This is a genomic window from Streptomyces coeruleorubidus (genome assembly GCF_008705135.1).
GTDB classification, from domain to species: Bacteria; Actinomycetota; Actinomycetes; order Streptomycetales; family Streptomycetaceae; genus Streptomyces; species Streptomyces coeruleofuscus.
On record NZ_CP023694.1, the window covers coordinates 2,611,505 to 2,626,832 of the forward strand.

Sequence of the window (15,328 nt, forward strand, 5' to 3'; positions counted from 1 at the left end):
GATAAAGTCCCTGGCATGGCACGGATTGCGGTGATCGGCGCCGGGATGGGCGCGCTGGCGGCGGCCGCCCGGCTGGCCGTGGCGGGCCACCGGGTGGTGGTGTACGAGCGGACGGACACGTACGGCGGAGCCCTGCGCCGCTTCGAGCGCGACGGGTTCTCCTTCGACACCGGACCCGGCCTGCTCCCGCTGCCCGCCGTCTACCGCGACCTGTTCGTCAAGACCGGCAAGGAGCCGCTGGAGGCCTGCGTCGACCTGGTCCAGGTCGACCCGTCGTCCCGGCACGTGTTCGCGGACGGCACCCGGGTCTCGCTGCCGAACGCCTCGCGCGCGGGCGTCGTGGCGGCTCTGGACGAGGCACTCGGCTCCGGGGCCGGCGGGCGGTGGGGCGACTTCCTGGTGCGGGCCCGCGAGGCCTGGGACCGGACCCGCCGGCCCCTCCTGGAGGAGCCGCTGTGGCCGAACTGGCAGGTGCTGGCGGAGCGCGAGCCGTACCCGGCGGTGCCCCACAAGCGGTTGCTGCGCACCCGCCGGGCCGGCACGCTCGCCGAGGTCGGCGCCTGGGAGCTGCGGGACGCCCGGCTCGCCGCGCTCCTGGAGAGCCACGCCCTGGCGCAGGGCCTGGATCCCCGGACCACCCCGGCGAGCGCGGCCGTGCTGCCGTACATGGAGCACGCCTTCGGCACGTGGTACGTGCGCGGCGGCCTGCGCGAGCTGGCCCGGGCGGTGTACGAGCGGTGTGTGGCCCGAAAGGTCGAGTTCCGCTTCGGCGCCGACGTGACCGGGGTGCTGGAGAAGGACGGCCGGGCGTCGGGGGTGGAACTCGCCGACGGCGCGGTCGCGGAGGCGGACTTCGTGGTGGCCGGTGTCGCACCCGGCACGCTGGACCGGCTGTCGGCACAGGCCGCGGTGCGGGGTGACGGCGAGGTGCCGCCGCAGCCCGCGACGGCGAGCCGGCTCACGGTGCTGCTCGCCCTGCGCGACGCCCGCCCCGAGGGCACGGCACACCGCACGGTGGTGCACGCGGCGGACCGCGAGGCCGAGTTGGACGCCCTGTTCGGCGAGGCGGCGGGGAACACACACCCGACGGTCACGGTCCTGCGGCCCGACGACCCGGGGCTGGTCCCGGACCCGGACCACGAGGCGGTCACCGTCACGACGGTGGTACCCGCGCGGCCCGGCGAGCCCTACGACGACCTCGCCGACAACATGATCACCGTCGCCGAACGCGCCGTACCCGACCTGCGCGACCGTCTCCTCTGGCACGAGGTGCGCACCCCGGCCGACATCGCCGGGGCGACCGGCGCGGAGGGCGGGGCGGTGCCCGTGCCCGCCCTGGCGGCGGACGGCGGGCGGCTGCTGCATCCGTCCAACAGCACGCGCGTGCCCGGTCTGTTCACCGTCGGCGGCTGGGCGCACCCCGGTGGCGGACTGCCGCACGCCGGCATGTCGGGCGCGCTGGTGGCGGGACTGATCGTGGAGGGACCGGAGTTCCGGGGCTCCCAGTGAGCTCGCCGCCTCAGCGGCGTCCAGGCTTCAGAACGGTACTGCTCGTCAGAAGCGGTACTGCTCGTCGAAACCGTTCCCGGGCGCCTGCTGCTGCCCGTTGCCCTGGTACGGGTACGGCTGCTGCTCCGGCGGCAGCTCCTGGCCGTACTCGTCGGTGGTGCGCTGCTGCGGGACCCACACATCGCCCGGCGGGGTCTCGCCGCCGTGGGTGCCGGTGTACTGGTCCTGGCCGTAGCCCTGCTGGGGGTAGTACTGCTGGTCGCCGTAGGAGGTGTCGTACGAGGCGCCGCCGTAGGTCGGCGTGCCGATGTACGGGTCCGAGTAGGCGGCGTACTGCTGCTGGTCCGTGGCGTCGTAGCCCTGCTGCTGGCCGTAGCCCGAGTAGTCATAGCCGTAGGTCTGGTCGGTGCCCTGGGCCGTGGCGGCGTACTGGTCGTGGGTCTGGCCCGGCTGGTAGCCGGTGTCGCCGTACACGCCGTAGGAGCCGGTGTCGTCGGGCACGGGCTGCGGCTCGTAGACGGCGGTGGTCTCGGCGGCCGTCGGGTGGACGGGACGCGACGGGGTGAAGACGTCGTCGCGGTCGTAGTCGTCGTCCTGGCCGTAGGCGGGGGCACTGGCGTCGCGGCGGTAGTCGGCGCCCTCGTCGCCGTAGCCGCCGCCGGCCGTCTCCAGGCCGGAGACCTCGAGGGTCGGCTCCTGGCGGCCGCGCTCACCGCGGCGGCGCTTGCTGCCGCCCAGCACCGGCGCGTTCATCGCCCAGCCGGCCGAGAATCCGCTGCGGAACGACAGGGTGACGTACGTCTGGCCGACCGCGAAGGCGGCCGCGCCCAGTCCGATCACGACGACGGACGGGATCAGTACACCGACGACGACGCCGAGGAACCCGACGAAGGCCAGCAGCCGCCAGCGCAGCCGCGCCTTGTACTGCAACAGCACCTCGCCCAGCAGCCACAGCGCGACGATGCCGAACGCGATGTAGAGGACCGCCCAGCCCATGTACGCCCCTCTCCCAGTCGCCGTTACGCAGTGTGTCGTATACCGGTGCGAACGGTCTAGGCCTGCGGTCGGTGGTGCAGGCCAAGGTTCTCGTAGATTTCCAGCGTCGCCGTGGAGTTGTTGAGCGTGATGAAGTGCAAGCCGGGCACTCCCTCGGCGAGCAGCCGCGCACAGAACTCCGTGGCGAATTCGATACCAATGGAGCGTACAGCGGCCGGATCGTCTTTTGCTGTGAGGATCCGCTCTTTCAGGGCGGCCGGGAACGCGGCGTTGGTGAGGGACGGGATGCGCTCCAGCGACCGCGCGCTGGCGATCGGCATGACCTCGGGGATGATCGGGGTGTCACAGCCGGCGGCCGAGACCCGGTCGCGCAGCCGGAGGTAGTCCTCCGGGTGGAAGAACATCTGCGTGATGGCGTAGTCCGCGCCCGCGCGGCACTTGTCGACGAAGTGGCGGACGTCGGTGTCCCAGTCGGTGGAGCGCGGGTGCATCGCCGGGAAGGCGGCGACGCCGACGCAGAAGTCGCCGGACGCCTTGATCAGTTCGACGAGTTCGGCGGCGTAGGCCAGGCCCCGGGGGTGCGGCACCCACTCGCCCATCGGGTCACCGGGCGGGTCGCCGCGCAGGGCGAGCATGTTGCGGATCCCGGCGTCGGCGTACTGGCCGATGATGTTGCGCAGGTCGGCCACCGAGTGGTCGACCGCCGTGAGGTGGGCGATGGGCGTGAGGGTGGTGTCGGAGGCGATCGCCTCGGTCGCCTTGACCGTGCCCGCGCGGGTGGAACCGCCCGCGCCGTAGGTCACGGAGACGAAGTCGGGCGCCACGGCCTCGACCCGGCGCAGCGCGTTCCACAGGTTCCGCTCGCCCTTCGGTGTCTTCGGGGCGTAGAACTCGAACGAATACGTCGTTTTGCCGGTCGCGAGCATGTCGCGGACGGTGCGCGCGTGGTCCGACCTGATGGATGCGGTGCCGAGGGCCATACCGGCAGGTTAGCCAGGGGCGGTCGGTCCCCCAACCGGGCATGGACATTTGACCGATTTGTGTACTTGTTGTCCACCCCTTGGACACCCGGCGTACTAGTTCCCCCGCAGCCTCTTCGCGAACTCGGCCGCCGCCGCGCCCGGGTCGTCGGCTTCGGTGATCGCCCGTACGACGACGGCGCGCCGGGCTCCCGCTTCCAGGACCTGGTCGAGATTGCCGAGGTCGATGCCGCCGATGGCGAACCAGGGCCGGTCGGTGCCGAGGGCGGCGGTGTACCGGACGAGGTCCAGGCCGGGGGCGTGGCGGCCGGGCTTGGTGGGGGTGGGCCAGCAGGGGCCGGTGCAGAAGTAGTCCACGCCGTCCTGGACGGCGGCCGCGGCGGCCTCGGACTCGGCGTGCGTGGAGCGGCCGATCAGGACGTCGTCGCCGAGGATCGCGCGGGCCGCGGGGACGGGGAGGTCGCCCTGGCCGAGGTGCAGTACGTCGGAGCCGGCGGCGTGGGCGACGTCCGCGCGGTCGTTGACCGCGAGCAGCTTGCCGTGCCGGGCGCAGGCGTCGGCGAAGACGGCCAGGTGCTCCAGCTCTTCGGCCGCTTCCATGCCCTTGTCCCGCAACTGCACGATGTCGACGCCGCCCGCCAGCACGGCGTCCAGGAACTCCACGAGATCGCCCTGCCGCTTGCGCGCGTCGGTGCAGAGGTAGACCCGGGCGTCGGCGAGCTGGGCGCGGGCGGTGGTGGCGGTGGTGGCGGCCATGCGGGTCCCCCTGGTTGGCGGTGGTGTACGGGTGCGCGGGGTGCGCCGCCTGGCGGCGCACGGGTACACCCCTGAGCGTACGGATGCGGGTACACCCGGCGACGGGGAGGCACGGGTGCGCCCATGGTGGCGCGCGCCCCGTACCGGTGGCGGTTACGAGCGGGACATCAGGTCGCCCGTGACCGTGGCGGACGGGCAGGTGCGGCACCTCTGGCGCACGGCACGCGCATGCGGCCGGGGCGCAGGAGCGCACCGCTCCGGTGGATGCTCCCGTGCGGGCCCCGCCCGGGGTCCCGCACGGCCCGCCGCAGGCTGCGCACGTCCCGGCCGGGCGCGAGCCGGCCCGTGGCCGGGGCCCGACGGGCCCCGGCCCGCACACCGGGCGTTGTTCAGTCCGGTCCCACTCGTACGGCACCGGACGGTTGTTTTGGTCGAGGTCGGGTCAGACCGCGAGCGCCTGGGCTCGGCGCTTCACCTCCGTGCCGCGATTCTCGCTGAGCGCCTGTGCCGGCGTACCGGGCAGGCTCGGGTCGGGGGTGAAGAGCCACTCCAGCATCTCTTCGTCCGTGAAGCCGTCGTCCCGCAGGAGCGTCAGGGTCCCGGACAGGCCCTTGACGACCTTGTCCCCGTCGATGAAGGCCGCGGGGACGTGCAGTGCGCGGTTCTCACCACGGCGTACGGCGATGAGCTGGCCCTCCTTGACCAGCTGCCGCACGCGCGTCACCTCGACGCCGAGCTGTTCGGCGATGTCGGGGAGGGTGAGCCAGGCAGGGACGAGAGCATCGATCTTTGCGTCAATCTCGGTCACGGAAACCAGCCTGCCATCCCCCACTGACAGTCGGAAGTCGGGCCCGCCCACCTGGGCGGACACACGCTCCTCGCGAGCTACGCCGTCGCCGCCTTCAACGGCCTCGCCGGGTCCGCCAGCAACGCCGGATTCATCGGCGTGCCCGACTCGATCAGGCGGCGGCCCTGCGCCAGGTCCCGGGGACGTCCCACCGCCAGCAGCGCGACCAGCCGGTCGCCTCGCAGCCAGCAGACCGTCCAGGCCGGTCCGGCCGGGTCGCCCCGCCACAGGGTCATGTCGGCGGCCGCGTGATGACCGGCGTACTGCACGAACCGCCCGAACTGCTCGGACCAGAAGTACGGCACGGGGTCGTACACCGCCGGGGTCTCCCCCGACGCCCGGCCGACGATGTTCACGGCGACCGTGCGCGGCCCCTGGAGGGCGTTGTCCCAGTGGTGCACCAGCAGGCGCTCGCCGTACCGGCCGGAGGGGAAGGAGGCGCAGTCACCGACCGCGTACACGTCGGGCGCCGACGAACGCAGGTGCTGGTCGGCCACGATCTCGCCGTGCGCGCCCAGCTCGACCCCGGAGCCGGACAGCCAGGCCGTGGCCGGACGGGCGCCGATGCCGACGACGACCGCGCCCGCGGGCAGCCGCGAGCCGTCGTCGAGAACCACCGTGCCGGGTTCCACACGCTCCACGCGCGCGTGCGTCCGCAGGACGGCACCCGCGTCGGCGTACCAGCCGGCCATCGGCGCGGCGACCTCGGCGGGCAACGCCCCGGCGAGCGGCCGCTCGGCGGCCTCCACGACGGTCACCGCGCAGCCCGCCTCGCGCGCCGCAGTCGCGAACTCCGCACCGATCCAGCCCGCGCCGACGACCACGATGTCCTGCCGGCGGGCCAGCACCGGCCGCAGCCGCTCGGCGTCGTCCAGGGTGCGCAGCAGATGCACGCCCGGCACGCCCTCCGCCCCGGGCAGCCGGATCGGTTCGGCACCGGTCGCGACGACCAGGACGTCGTACGGCACGGGCCCGTCCTCGGTGTCCAGTTCGTGGTCGCCGGGCCGCAGGCCCCGCACCTCGCAGCCGAGCCGCAGCTCGATGCCCAGGGCCTCGAAGTCGACGTCGAAGGCGGAGCCCTCGGCCTTGCCGAGCAGGACGGCCTTGGACAAGGGAGGCCGGTCGTACGGCTGGTGGGGCTCGGCGCCGATCAGGCTCACGGTGCCGGTGAAGCCCTGCTCGCGCAGGGCGACCGCGGTCTGCACACCGGCCATGCCCGCGCCCGCCACGACCACGCGCCGCGGCGCGGACGAACCTGGTTCCTGCGTCTGCTCGCTCACCTGATCACCATAGACAACTGACATTTTGTCAGTCAGTGCTCATGCGCAGTGACCTGCTCCACAACGCTCGTCCCGCTGCCCGCCTGGGACTCCCACTCCCAGCTCTCCTCCAGCCGCACCCGCCCGTCGGGCAGTTCCACGACCGTCGACACGCAGTGCCCGGAGGACGTGGTTCCGTCCTCCTTGAGCTGTACGTAGCGGAAGTCCAGTCTGTCGCCCTCCCGGGTTCCCACGAGATGTCCGCGTACGACGTCTCCGCCCGTGTACTCGGCCCAGATCTCGCCGTCCTTCTCGTGGTACGTGAACCGGGTGCGGGTCCCGACCTGGCCCGGTGCCTGGTCGGCGACCGGGGCGAGGACGAGACCGTCGAGGGATCGGGCCATGGCGGTGGCTCCCTTACTGCGGCATATGGCATCGGGCTAGGGTGGGTGGCCAACGTAAGGCACTCGCGGGAGCCCGGACGCACCGGGCTGAGAGGGAGGCTGGCGGCCTCCGACCGTACGAACCTGATCCGGGTCATGCCGGCGAAGGGAGGGGCTGGACGCCCATGTCGCGTACGCGAACGTCAGACGTCCTCGTCATCGGGGGCGGGATCATCGGCCTGGTCACCGCGTGGCGGGCCGCGCAGCGCGGGCTCGCCACGGCTGTGGTGGACCCGGGGCCGGGCGGCGGAGCCGCACAGGTGGCGGCCGGGATGCTGGCCGCCGTCACGGAGCTGCACTACGGCGAGCAGACCCTGCTCGGTCTGAATCTCGCCTCCGCCCGGCGCTATCCGGACTTCGCGGCCGAGCTCACCGAGCAGACGGGCCACGACCTCGGCTACCGCCGGTGCGGCACGCTCGCCGTGGCCCTGGACGCCGACGACCGGGCCCATCTGCGCGAACTGCACACCTTGCAGCAGCAGTCGGGCCTGGAGTCCCAGTGGCTGTCGGGGCGGGAGTGCCGGCGCCTGGAGCCGATGCTCGCGCCCGGTGTGCGCGGCGGGCTGCGGGTCGACGGCGATCACCAGATCGACCCGCGGCGGCTGGCCGGGGCGCTGGTCGCCGCGTGCGAGCGGGCCGGTGTGGTCTTCCACCGGGTGTGGGCCGAGCGGCTCACCGTCGTACGGGACCGGGCCACGGGCGTCGTCACGGACGACGGCACCGCGCTGGACGCCGGTCAGGTCGTGCTGGCCGGGGGAAGCCTCAGCGGGCGGCTGGCGGGCGTCCCGGAGGACGTGCTGCCGCCCGTGCGGCCGGTGAAGGGGCAGGTCGTACGGCTGACCATGCCGCGGCGGCACGGGCCGTTCCTGAGCCGGACGGTGCGCGCGGTCGTCCGCGGCAGCCACGTCTACCTGGTGCCGCGCGAGAGCGGCGAGCTGGTCGTCGGGGCGACCAGCGAGGAGCTGGGCTGGGACACCACCGTGACCGCGGGCGGCGTGTACGAGCTGCTGCGCGACGCGCACGAACTGGTCCCGGGCCTCACCGAGCTGCCGCTCACCGAGACCCGTGCCGGACTGCGGCCCGGCTCCCCCGACAACGCCCCGCTGCTCGGCCCGACCGGGCTGGAGGGACTGCTGCTGGCCACCGGGCACTACCGCAACGGCGTCCTGCTCACGCCGGTCACCGGCGACGCCATGGCACACGCCCTGGCGACGGGTGAGCTCCCCGAGGAGGCCCGCCCCTTCACGCCGAAGCGGTTCAGCACCGCCACCGCACTCACGGAGCAGTCCGCATGAACATCTCCGTCAACGGGGAGCCCCGGGACGTCCGGCCCGGCACGGCTCTCGACACCGTCGTGAGGTCGCTCACCACCTCGCCGTCCGGCGTGGCCGCCGCCCTCAACGAAACCGTCGTCCCGCGCGCGCAGTGGCCGTCCACCCCCCTGGCCGAGGGGGACCGCGTGGAAGTCCTGACCGCCGTCCAAGGAGGCTGATCATGGCCGACGATCCGTTCGTCCTCGCTGGTACGTCCTTCACGTCCCGCCTGATCATGGGTACGGGCGGGGCCCCGAGCCTCGATGTGCTGGAGCGGTCGCTGGTCGCGTCCGGGACGGAGCTGACGACGGTCGCGATGCGCCGGGTGAACGCCTCGGTGCACGGCTCGGTGCTGTCCGTCCTGGACAAGCTCGGCATCCGCGTCCTGCCCAACACGGCGGGCTGCTTCACCGCCGGCGAGGCCGTCCTCACCGCCCGCCTCGCGCGCGAGGCCCTCGGCACGGACCTGATCAAGCTGGAGGTCATCGCCGACGAGCGGACCCTGCTGCCGGATCCGATCGAACTGCTGGAGGCGGCCGAGACGCTGGTCGACGACGGGTTCACGGTGTTGCCGTACACCAACGACGACCCCGTGCTCGCGCGGAAGCTGGAGGACGTCGGCTGCGCGGCGATCATGCCGCTCGGTTCGCCGATCGGCTCCGGGCTGGGCATCCGCAATCCGCACAACTTCCAGCTGATCGTCGAGCACGCGCGCGTGCCGGTGATTCTCGACGCGGGGGCCGGTACGGCGTCGGATGCGGCGTTGGCGATGGAGCTGGGGTGTGCGGGTGTGATGCTCGCCTCGGCGGTGACGCGGGCGCGGGAGCCGGTGCTGATGGCTGCCGCCATGAGGAACGCGGTGGAGGCGGGGAGGTTGGCTTATCGGGCTGGGCGTATTCCTCGGCGGCATTTCGCGGAGGCGTCTTCACCGGCTGAGGGCAGGGCCGTGCTGGATCCTGAGCGGCCTGCTTTTCAGTGACCGGCGTTGTCGCTGAGGGCGGGTGGGTCCGCAGCCCGGCGGTGCGGGGTGCCGCTGCGCCCACCCGTGCCGCCCCAAGCGGCACGACTGCCCGCAGCTAAGTGGACGCACGTCACAGGTCCGCTTCAGTCGCGCCCCGAAACTGACGGGGGGACGGAGCTGTCAGTCGTGGCTCGTACACTCGCCTGCGTGGACACGACCCTTCAGGACCCCTTGGTCGGGCAGGTGCTCGACGGCCGGTATCGCGTCGACGCGCGGATCGCGGTCGGCGGGATGGCCACGGTCTACCGGGCCGTGGACACCCGGCTCGACCGGGTCCTCGCGCTCAAGGTGATGCACCCCTCGCTCGCGGTCGACGGCTCCTTCGTCGAGCGGTTCATCCGCGAGGCGAAGTCGGTGGCCCGGCTGGCTCACCCGAACGTGGTGCAGGTCTTCGACCAGGGCACCGACGGCAGTTACGTCTACCTCGCCATGGAGTACGTCGCGGGCTGCACCCTGCGGGACGTGCTGCGCGAGCGCGGGGCCCTTCAGCCGCGTGCCGCCCTGGACATCCTGGAGCCGGTGCTGGCCGCGCTGGGCGCCGCGCACCGCGCCGGGTTCGTGCACCGGGACATGAAGCCCGAGAACGTCCTGATAGGGGATGACGGCCGGGTCAAGGTCGCCGACTTCGGGCTCGTACGGGCCGTGGACACGGTGACGAACACCACCGGCACCGTGCTCGGCACGGTCTCGTACCTCGCTCCCGAGCAGATAGAGAACGGCACCGCCGACCCCCGCGTCGACGTGTACGCGTGCGGAGTGATGCTGTACGAGATGCTGACCGGCGACAAGCCGCACGACGGCGACTCCCCGGCCGTGATCCTCTACAAGCACCTGCACGAGGACGTCCCGCCGCCCTCGGCCGCCGTGCCCGGTCTGGCGTACGAGCTGGACGAGATGGTGGCCTCCGCGACCGCCCGCACCCCGGAGATCCGCCCGCACGACGCGGTGGCGCTGCTCGCGCAGGTCCGCGACGGGCGCGGCCGGCTGGCCGTGGAGCAGCTGGACGCGGTGCCGCCGCAGGCGCTCGCCGCGGACCACGACAACACCGACGACCGTACGAGCGTGATCCCGCGGGCGCCGGCCACGCCGCGCCCGCTGCCCGTCAACGAGGACGAGGAGGTCTCCGCGGCCGCGCTCAACCGCACCAGCCGCTTCGAGTCCCCGCCGCCCCCGCCGTCCCGGCGCCGCTCGGGGCCCCGGCGCGGCCCGATGGCGATCGTCGTCGCCGTCCTGCTCGTACTCGGTCTCGGCACCGGCATCTGGTACATCAACTCGGGCCAGTTCACCGAGGTGCCCCCGCTCCTGGCGAAGACCCAGGCGCAGGCCGAGGACCGGCTGGCGGACGCGGGGCTGGAGCTCGGCAAGGTCGAGCACGCCTACAGCGACACCGTGGAGCGCGGCACGGTCATCAGCAGCGACCCGAAGGCCGGGACGCGCATCCGCGGCAACGACGCGGTGTCCCTCACCATCTCCGACGGCCCCCGGAACGTGCGGGTGCCCGCCCTGGCGGGCCAGCGGCTGGACAAGGCGCGGTCCCTGCTGAAGCAGGACGGGCTGGAGCCGGGCATGGTCACCCGGCAGTTCAGCGAGGACGTGCCCAAGGGCTCGGTGATCTCCGCGCGGCCGGCGGACGGCACGAAGGTGCGCACGGGCACGGCCGTGGCGCTCGTCGTCAGCAAGGGCAGCCCCATCGACATCCCCGACGTCACCGGCTCGGACCTGGCCGACGCGCGGTCGGAGCTGGAGGACGCCGGCCTCGAGGTGAAGGTCGCCGCCGAGCGGGTCACCTCCTCCGAATTCGACAAGGGCCAGGTCGCCGAGCAGAGCCCGAGCCCGGGCGGCCGGGCGGCCGAGGGCGACACGGTGACGCTGACGGTCTCCAAGGGGCCCGAGATGATCGAGGTCCCGGACGTGGTCGGCGCCAGTGTCGACGACGCCACGCGGGAGCTGGAGAGCGCCGGGTTCCAGGTCGAGGAGGACCGCGGCCTGCTCGGCCTGTTCGGCGACACGGTGAAGGACCAGTCCGTGAAGGGCGGCGAGACCGCGCCCAAGGGCTCGACGATCACGATCAAGATCAGGTGAGGGACCGGGCGGGGAGCCCCCGACCGGGACAGGGCCGGACGCATGACACCCTGAACGGGTGAACAATCAGCTGTCCGGCCCCTCCCGCAACCCCGTGGGCGGCCACGTCCCCGTGGCCGGTGGGCTCCACTCCGTCGGCCTGTCCTACGCCCGTGACCTGAAGGCCGAGACCGTCCAGGTCTTCGTCGCCAACCCGCGCGGCTGGGCCACTCCGGCCGGAAATCCGAAGCAGGACGAGGCGTTCCGTGCCGCGTGCGAGGCCGAGTCGATCCCGGCGTACGTCCACGCCCCCTACCTGATCAACTTCGGCTCGCACACCGAGGCGACCGTGGAGCGGTCCGTGGAGTCGCTGCGGCACTCGCTGCGCCGCGGGCGGGCGATCGGGGCACTGGGCGTGGTCGTGCACACCGGCAGCGCGACCGGCGGCCGGGAGCGGTCCGTGGCGCTGAAACAGGTGCGGGAGCATCTGCTGCCGCTGCTCGACGAGCTGACCCACGACGACGACCCGTATCTGCTGCTGGAGTCGACCGCCGGCCAGGGCGCCTCCCTGTGCTCACGGACGTGGGACTTCGGCCCGTACTTCGAGGCGCTGGACGCCCATCCGAAGCTGGGCGTGTGCCTGGACACCTGCCATGTCTTCGCCGCCGGGCACGACCTGACGGGCCCCAGCGGCATGCACCAGACGCTGGACCTGCTGGTGGACACGGTCGGCGAGGGCCGGCTGAAGCTGATCCACGCCAACGACTCCAAGGACGTGGTGGGCGCGCACAAGGACCGGCACGAGAACATCGGCGTGGGCCACATCGGCGAGGACCCGTTCCGGGCCCTGATGACGCACCCCGCGACCGAGGGCGTGCCGCTGATCATCGAGACGCCGGGCGGCAAGGAAGGGCACGCGGCGGACGTGGAGCGGCTGAAGAAACTGCGCGACTGCTGAAAGCCGCTGCGGAGGCCTCAGAGGTCGGGGCCGTCCCCGGGTTCCTCCTGATAGGAGTAGCGCTGCTCCCGCCAGGGGTCGCCGACGTTGTGGTAGCCACGCTCCTCCCAGAAACCACGCCGGTCGGCGGTCATGTACTCCACACCGCGCACCCATTTGGGGCCCTTCCAGGCGTACAGGTGGGGCACGACGAGGCGCAGCGGGAAGCCGTGCTCGGCGGTGAGCAGCTCGCCGTCCTTGTGGGTGGCGAACAGGGCGTGCTCGGAGGCGAAGTCGGACAGCCGGAGGTTGGAGCTGAATCCGTACTCGGCCCACACCATCACATGGGTGACGTCGTCCGCGGGTGGAGCGATGTCGAGGATCGTGCGCGCGGGGATGCCACCCCACTCGGCACCCAGCATGCTGAACTTCGTGACGCAGTGCAGATCGGCCACGACGGTGGTGTACGGCAGGGCCGTGAACTCCTCGTGGGTCCAGCAGTGCTTGCCGCCGTCCGCCGTGGCGCCGAAGACCCTGAACTCCCAGCGCTCGGGACGGAATTTGGGGACGGGCCCGTAGTGAGTGACCGGCCAGCCGCGCTGCACCCGCTGTCCCGGCGGAAGCCCGGGCTGCGTCGCTCCTGCCGGATCGCGCCCTTCTCCCGATTCGTGTCCCACCGGCTGACCCATGACTCCATCCTGACAGACCCCGGGTGATGCCCCCGACCGGGGCCACCCCAAAAAGGGCAATGGGAACTAAGCATGCCCTTACTTAGTAAGTGAAGACTTACTGGACGATCTTCGTCGCCGGTGGAATCATGCGGCGCAACCTGCCAGTTCCCCCGCGTGGAAGGAGCCTCTGCGATGCAGGGCGACCCCGAGGTTCTCGAATTCCTGAACGAGCAGTTGACCGGCGAGCTGACGGCGATCAACCAGTACTGGCTGCACTACCGGATCCAGGACAACAAGGGCTGGACCAAGCTCGCCAAGTACACGCGTGAAGAATCCATCGACGAGATGAAGCACGCGGACAAGATCACCGAACGCATTCTCATGCTGGACGGCCTGCCCAACTACCAGCGGCTCTTCCACGTGCGGGTCGGCCAGACGGTCACGGAGATGTTCCAGGCCGACCGCCAGGTGGAGGTCGAGGCGATCGACCGCCTCAAGCGCGGTATCGAGGTGATGCGCAGCAAGGGCGACATCACGTCCGCGAACCTCTTCGAGTCGATCCTGGAGGACGAGGAGCACCACATCGACTACCTGGACACGCAACTGGAGCTCATCGACAAGCTCGGCGAGGCGCTGTACCTCGCGCAGCAGATCGAGCAGCCGAGCTAGGGCGGGCCCCTAGGGCGTGTCCGCAAAGTCCCGCCTGCCCCGCGACGCCCGGCACGCCCTAGGCGGCGTCCTCCAGCTCCGCGAGCACCGGCTGGCCCTGGTCGGCCAGGTCACGGCGAGGGCACGCACCCCTGCCCAGGATGGCCTGGATGCGACGTACGCACGACCCGCAGTCCGTGCCCGCCTTGCATGCGGAGGCTATCTGCCGAGGGGTGCAGGCGCCGCCGTCCGCGTGCTTCTTGACCTGCTGCTCGGTGATCCCGAAGCAACTGCACACGTACACGCGGTCCACCTCCCGACAGGTCGTTCCATGGCGCCGTCCCCGTTGATCGGTGAGGCTAACCTAACCTTACCCGCCGGGTCGGAGACGCAAAAGTCGACTGGGGCGCGGATCGTATGTGATCCGCGCCCCAGTCGTTGTCGGGGTAACAGGCGAAACCGCTACTGGTCCCTGTACATCTCGGCCACGAGGAACGCCAGGTCCAGCGACTGGCTGCGGTTGAGCCGCGGGTCGCAGGCCGTCTCGTAGCGCTGGTGCAGATCGTCGACGAAGATCTCGTCGCCGCCGCCGACGCACTCGGTGACGTCGTCGCCGGTCAGCTCCACGTGAATGCCGCCCGGGTGGGTGCCGAGGGCCTTGTGGACCTCGAAGAAGCCCTTGACCTCGTCGAGCACGTCGTCGAAGCGACGGGTCTTGTGCCCGGAGGCCGCCTCGAAGGTGTTGCCGTGCATCGGGTCGGTCACCCAGGCGACGGTGGCGCCCGAGGCGGTGACCTTCTCGACCAGCTCCGGAAGCTTGTCGCGGACCTTGTCGGCGCCCATGCGGACGATGAAGGTCAGCCGGCCCGGCTCCCGCTCCGGGTCGAGGCGCTCGATGTACTGCAGCGCGTCCTCGGCCGTGGTCGTCGGACCCAGCTTGATGCCGATCGGGTTGCGGATCCGCGAGGCGAACTCGACGTGCGCGTGGTCCAGCTGCCGGGTGCGCTCACCGATCCACACCATGTGCGCGGAGACGTCGTACAGCTGCCCGGTGCGCGAGTCGACCCGGGTGAGGGCGGACTCGTAGTCGAGCAGCAGCGCCTCGTGCGAGGAGTAGAACTCGACCGTCTTGAACTCCTCCGGGTCGGCCCCGCAGGCGTGCATGAAGTTCAGCGCGTTGTCGATCTCGCGGGCGAGCTGCTCGTAGCGCTGCCCCGACGGGGACGACTTCACGAAGTCCTGGTTCCAGGCGTGCACCTGGCGCAGGTCGGCGTAGCCGCCGGTGGTGAAGGCGCGCACCAGGTTCAGCGTGGAGGCCGAGGCGTGGTACATGCGCTTCAGCCGCTCGGGGTCCGGGATCCGGGCCTCTTCGGTGAAGTCGAAGCCGTTGACGGAGTCGCCGCGGTAGGTCGGCAGCGTCACGCCGTCGCGGGTCTCGGTCGGCTTGGAGCGCGGCTTGGAGTACTGACCGGCGATCCGGCCGACCTTCACCACGGGCACGGACGCGGCGTACGTCAGCACGGCGCCCATCTGGAGCAGCGTCTTGAGCTTGTTGCGGATCTGGTCCGCGGACACCGCGTCGAAGGCCTCGGCGCAGTCGCCGCCCTGGAGGAGGAACGCCTCTCCCTTGGCGACGGCCGCCATCCGGGCGCGCAGCTGGTCGCACTCGCCCGCGAAGACGAGCGGCGGATACGACTCGAGGTCCGCAACGACTGCGCGCAGAGCCTCGGTGTCGGGGTACTCGGGCTGCTGCGCCGCGGGCAGGTCTCGCCAGGTGTTGCCAGCACTCGCGCTGGTCTTAGCGTTCACGGTCACGACCTCAACATTACGGGGTCGTGTCGGGCGTCCTGGCCCATGCCCAGCAATTGAGACACGGGGTACACGACT

16 protein-coding genes and 1 riboswitch are annotated in these 15,328 nt (G+C 71.8%); of the genes, 7 read left to right on the forward strand and 9 right to left on the reverse strand.

Features of this window, described 5'->3' with window-relative positions; all coding sequences use genetic code 11:
• Nucleotides 1–15 precede the first annotated feature (15 nt).
• Nucleotides 16–1,509 carry a phytoene desaturase family protein gene (locus CP976_RS12135; RefSeq protein ID WP_150480368.1) on the forward strand — a complete coding sequence of 498 codons (1,494 nt, stop codon included), beginning with the start codon at nt 16–18 and terminating at the stop codon, nt 1,507–1,509.
• A gap of 45 nt (nt 1,510–1,554) precedes the next feature.
• Here CP976_RS12135 and CP976_RS12140 read toward each other — a convergent pair whose 3' ends face one another.
• The 6 genes from CP976_RS12140 to CP976_RS12165 all read right to left on the reverse strand — a co-directional run bounded on the left by CP976_RS12140 (nt 1,555) and on the right by CP976_RS12165 (nt 6,751).
• The gene (locus tag CP976_RS12140) at nt 1,555–2,505 is read right to left on the reverse strand and encodes an SCO2102 family sporulation regulator (protein WP_150480369.1); all 951 of its coding nucleotides are present in this window, start codon (nt 2,503–2,505) and stop codon (nt 1,555–1,557) included.
• A 56-nt stretch (nt 2,506–2,561) separates the two neighbouring features.
• Nucleotides 2,562–3,485: a methylenetetrahydrofolate reductase [NAD(P)H] gene (gene metF / locus CP976_RS12145; RefSeq protein WP_059423235.1), complete on the reverse strand. Its 924-nt coding sequence runs from the start codon at nt 3,483–3,485 to the stop codon at nt 2,562–2,564.
• A 96-nt stretch (nt 3,486–3,581) separates the two neighbouring features.
• Complete coding sequence (thiE, locus tag CP976_RS12150) at nt 3,582–4,241, reverse strand: thiamine phosphate synthase (protein ID WP_150480370.1); 660 nt, start codon at nt 4,239–4,241, stop codon at nt 3,582–3,584.
• Nucleotides 4,242–4,683: 442 nt separating this feature from the next.
• Entirely contained in the window at nt 4,684–5,049 is a 366-nt protein-coding gene (locus tag CP976_RS12155) for an Rv2175c family DNA-binding protein (RefSeq protein WP_053671919.1), read from the reverse strand.
• 77 nt (nt 5,050–5,126) lie between these two features.
• Nucleotides 5,127–6,368 carry an NAD(P)/FAD-dependent oxidoreductase gene (locus CP976_RS12160; protein ID WP_190146945.1) on the reverse strand — a complete coding sequence of 414 codons (1,242 nt, stop codon included), beginning with the start codon at nt 6,366–6,368 and terminating at the stop codon, nt 5,127–5,129.
• 32 nt (nt 6,369–6,400) lie between these two features.
• Nucleotides 6,401–6,751: an avidin-fold protein gene (locus CP976_RS12165; RefSeq protein ID WP_150480371.1), complete on the reverse strand. Its 351-nt coding sequence runs from the start codon at nt 6,749–6,751 to the stop codon at nt 6,401–6,403.
• A gap of 55 nt (nt 6,752–6,806) precedes the next feature.
• A riboswitch (TPP riboswitch) is annotated at nt 6,807–6,918 on the forward strand.
• On the opposite strand from CP976_RS12165, the gene thiO reads away from it, so the two are divergent.
• The 5 genes from thiO to CP976_RS12190 all read left to right on the forward strand — a co-directional run bounded on the left by thiO (nt 6,916) and on the right by CP976_RS12190 (nt 12,143).
• Nucleotides 6,916–8,085: a glycine oxidase ThiO gene (gene thiO / locus CP976_RS12170; RefSeq protein ID WP_150480372.1), complete on the forward strand. Its 1,170-nt coding sequence runs from the start codon at nt 6,916–6,918 to the stop codon at nt 8,083–8,085. Its footprint overlaps the riboswitch before it by 3 nt.
• Nucleotides 8,082–8,282, forward strand: a complete 201-nt coding sequence (gene thiS / locus CP976_RS12175) for a sulfur carrier protein ThiS (protein ID WP_150480373.1) — start codon at nt 8,082–8,084, stop codon at nt 8,280–8,282. Before thiO ends, thiS begins: the two co-directional genes overlap by 4 nt.
• 2 nt (nt 8,283–8,284) lie before the next feature.
• Nucleotides 8,285–9,082 carry a thiazole synthase gene (locus CP976_RS12180; protein ID WP_150480374.1) on the forward strand — a complete coding sequence of 266 codons (798 nt, stop codon included), beginning with the start codon at nt 8,285–8,287 and terminating at the stop codon, nt 9,080–9,082.
• A 189-nt stretch (nt 9,083–9,271) separates the two neighbouring features.
• Nucleotides 9,272–11,206: a Stk1 family PASTA domain-containing Ser/Thr kinase gene (pknB, locus tag CP976_RS12185; RefSeq protein WP_167537328.1), complete on the forward strand. Its 1,935-nt coding sequence runs from the start codon at nt 9,272–9,274 to the stop codon at nt 11,204–11,206.
• 58 nt (nt 11,207–11,264) lie between these two features.
• The gene (locus CP976_RS12190; RefSeq protein WP_086855268.1) at nt 11,265–12,143 is read left to right on the forward strand and encodes a deoxyribonuclease IV; all 879 of its coding nucleotides are present in this window, start codon (nt 11,265–11,267) and stop codon (nt 12,141–12,143) included.
• Nucleotides 12,144–12,160: 17 nt separating this feature from the next.
• On the opposite strand, the gene CP976_RS12195 is transcribed toward CP976_RS12190, so the two are convergent.
• Nucleotides 12,161–12,811: a sulfite oxidase-like oxidoreductase gene (locus CP976_RS12195; protein WP_150480375.1), complete on the reverse strand. Its 651-nt coding sequence runs from the start codon at nt 12,809–12,811 to the stop codon at nt 12,161–12,163.
• Nucleotides 12,812–12,985: 174 nt separating this feature from the next.
• Here CP976_RS12195 and bfr point away from each other — a divergent pair, with 174 nt between their 5' ends.
• Complete coding sequence (bfr, locus tag CP976_RS12200; protein ID WP_086855270.1) at nt 12,986–13,462, forward strand: bacterioferritin; 477 nt, start codon at nt 12,986–12,988, stop codon at nt 13,460–13,462.
• Between the two features lie 58 nt (nt 13,463–13,520).
• On the opposite strand, the gene CP976_RS12205 is transcribed toward bfr, so the two are convergent.
• Nucleotides 13,521–13,754 (reverse strand): (2Fe-2S)-binding protein, encoded by a 234-nt coding sequence (locus tag CP976_RS12205; RefSeq protein WP_086855271.1) that lies wholly within the window; start codon nt 13,752–13,754, stop codon nt 13,521–13,523.
• A 149-nt stretch (nt 13,755–13,903) separates the two neighbouring features.
• On the reverse strand, nt 13,904–15,256 hold the full coding sequence (locus CP976_RS12210) for a class II 3-deoxy-7-phosphoheptulonate synthase (protein ID WP_086601386.1): 1,353 nt from the start codon (nt 15,254–15,256) through the stop codon (nt 13,904–13,906).
• Nucleotides 15,257–15,328 lie beyond the last annotated feature (72 nt).